5 protein-coding genes are annotated in these 1979 nt (G+C 70.0%); 3 read left to right on the top strand and 2 right to left on the bottom strand.

The annotated features are described in order from the left end of the window. The 3 genes from BN11_RS16950 to BN11_RS16940 form a co-directional block, all read left to right on the top strand. Positions 1-395 (top strand): DUF4439 domain-containing protein (locus BN11_RS16950; protein WP_048699513.1); only part of this gene is annotated, 395 nt, incomplete at its 5' end. A gap of 72 nt (positions 396-467) precedes the next feature. After that, positions 468-1142 carry a peptide-methionine (S)-S-oxide reductase MsrA gene (gene msrA, locus BN11_RS16945; protein WP_048701812.1) on the top strand — a complete coding sequence of 225 codons (675 nt, stop codon included), beginning with the start codon at positions 468-470 and terminating at the stop codon, positions 1140-1142. Continuing rightward, positions 1139-1327 (top strand): hypothetical protein, encoded by a 189-nt coding sequence (locus BN11_RS16940; RefSeq protein ID WP_048699512.1) that lies wholly within the window; start codon positions 1139-1141, stop codon positions 1325-1327. Before msrA ends, BN11_RS16940 begins: the two co-directional genes overlap by 4 nt. On the opposite strand, the gene BN11_RS16935 is transcribed toward BN11_RS16940, so the two are convergent. Together BN11_RS16935 and BN11_RS16930 are read right to left on the bottom strand one after the other, a co-directional pair. Further along, entirely contained in the window at positions 1324-1524 is a 201-nt protein-coding gene (locus BN11_RS16935) for a hypothetical protein (protein WP_048699511.1), read from the bottom strand. The genes BN11_RS16940 and BN11_RS16935 overlap by 4 nt on opposite strands. Further along, positions 1521-1709, bottom strand: coding sequence for a hypothetical protein (locus tag BN11_RS16930; protein ID WP_048699510.1), 189 nt, complete (start codon positions 1707-1709; stop codon positions 1521-1523). Before BN11_RS16930 ends, BN11_RS16935 begins: the two co-directional genes overlap by 4 nt. Between the last annotated feature and the right edge of the window lie 270 nt (positions 1710-1979).

The following is a 1979-nucleotide window of genomic DNA, read 5'->3' as shown; positions in this document are numbered from 1 at the left end:
AGGCGGCCGGGCTGGTCCTGCTCGCCGCCACCCGCGAGGCGGTCTACGGCACCGAGGTGGCGGCAGCGCGGTCCACGGACGCCCAGCGCACCAAGGCGATCGCGGCGCTCGAGCGGCTACGCGGCTGGGCCACCACCTTGGAGGAGGACCTGGGCGCGGACGCCCCACCGATGCCCACGGCATACGCCCTGCCGCTCGACGCGACCGACAACGCGACGGCGAAGCGCCTCATCGCCCACCTGACCCGCAGCCTCGTGCAGTCGTATGCCGCCGTCCTCCCCACCGTGTCCGGTGACGCCGAGGCCACTCTCGCCGCGACCGGGTGGCTGAGCAGCGCCGTGACGCTCGACGGGTCCTGGGGGGCGACATGGGATCCCTTCCCCGGATTGTCCTGACTGCGCGCGGGGAATGCCGCGTGTCATCGTGGGTTTGAATAGAGCATGATCTTCGGCCGCCAGCCCAAGCCCATGCCGACCGCCGACACGGCTCTGCCCGGCCGCGCGCAGCCCGTGTTCGCCGTGCCGACGACGCACGAGGTGCTCGGCACCCCGCTCGCGGGCCCCTGGCCCGACGGCACCGAGGTCATCCATGTCGCGATGGGCTGTTTCTGGGGCGCCGAACGGATCATGTGGCGCCTGCCCGGAGTGGTGGCCACAGCCGTGGGCTATCAGGGTGGGTTCACGCCGAACCCGACCTACGAGGAGGTCTGCACCGGGGAGACGGGCCATGCGGAGGCCGTGCTCGTGGCCTATGACCCGGCGCGGATCACCCCATCGCGAATCCTGAAAGCCTTCTGGGAGAACCACGATCCGACCACCCCGAACCGGCAGGGCAATGACGTCGGCACGCAGTACCGTTCGGCCATCTACTGGACGAGCCAGGAGCAGCAGGCCGCCGTCCGTGCCACGCATGCGGCCTTCCAGGGTGAGTTGACCAAGGCCGGCGCAAGCGACATCACGACCCAGGAGCTGCCAGCCGAGCAGGCCGGCACCTTCTGGTATGCGGAGGCCTACCACCAGCAGTACCTCCACAAGAACCCGGGTGGCTATTGCAACCACGGTCCCAACGGACTGACGTGTCCCGTCGGGATCGCCGATCTGCCGGCGCAGGTGGACGTCGAACCCCCTGCCGAGCACCGGTGACCGAAAACGACATACGCGGCGTGGCCGGTCTCTGCGGAACCTGTGCCCACGCGCTGATCCGGCCGACGAACAAGGGCACCGTCTATCTGCGGTGCGCCTTGGCGGCCACCGACGAGCGCTTCGCCCGCTATCCCCGCCTGCCCGTCCACGAGTGCCCGGGGTTCACCCGTCCCGGTAGCGCCTAGGGCGTTTCGGTGCGCCGGCCCTGGGCCCACGGGAAGACCATCAGCGCCAGCCACAGGGCGCCCACGACGAAGGCGCCGACGCCGAGCCAGGCCTTCCACAGGGCGTCGTTGTCGACGAGGCTGGGGCCGAAGGCCACGCCCATGCCGTAGAGGACGGCGACGAGTCCGACGATGCCGCGACGCTGGTCCTTGCTCATGCCCGGTCTCCCATCCACGGAACGACGACGAGGGCCAGGGCGCACGCGAGCACGAGCAGCGACCCCGCCATGGCGTAGCCGCGCTCGACCCGCGGCGAATCGACGAATTTGGGAAGGAAGGCGAACCCGACGCCGAACAGCGCCGCGATCACGCCGGTGACGGCGAGTCCTGTCTCGATGCCCATCGATTGCGCCCCTTCTCGTCTGCGCCCTTCCTCGTCGCGGACGGTTTCGCCCGCTGCGCCACGAGTCTCACCGGGCAGCGATGACGAATCAACGCGCGGGCACACGGATCGGGCAGCGTCAATGCGTAATCTGATCGGCCGCATACGTAAAACCCCCGCAAACCGGCGACCGGGCGGGGTCTCGGCGGGCGCGGGGGCGACGCCTGCGCCACAATTCTCCGCCGGCGAAAGCGCCCGTTCGTGGCTAGGAGACTGCTGAACAAGGTGCCT

This window comes from Nostocoides australiense Ben110 (genome assembly GCF_001050535.1).
Lineage (GTDB): Bacteria > Actinomycetota > Actinomycetes > Actinomycetales > Dermatophilaceae > Nostocoides_A > Nostocoides_A australiense.
This window is presented reverse-complemented; position numbering and strand designations above follow the sequence as displayed.

What these genes read in the sequence shown, in the direction of transcription:
- msrA (WP_048701812.1), top strand. Translation starts at nt 468, where the DNA reads ATGCCGACCGCCGACACGGCTCTGCCCGGCCGCGCGCAGCCCGTGTTC.
- BN11_RS16935 (WP_048699511.1), bottom strand. Translation starts at nt 1,524, where the DNA reads ATGAGCAAGGACCAGCGTCGCGGCATCGTCGGACTCGTCGCCGTCCTC.
- BN11_RS16930 (WP_048699510.1), bottom strand. Translation starts at nt 1,709, where the DNA reads ATGGGCATCGAGACAGGACTCGCCGTCACCGGCGTGATCGCGGCGCTG.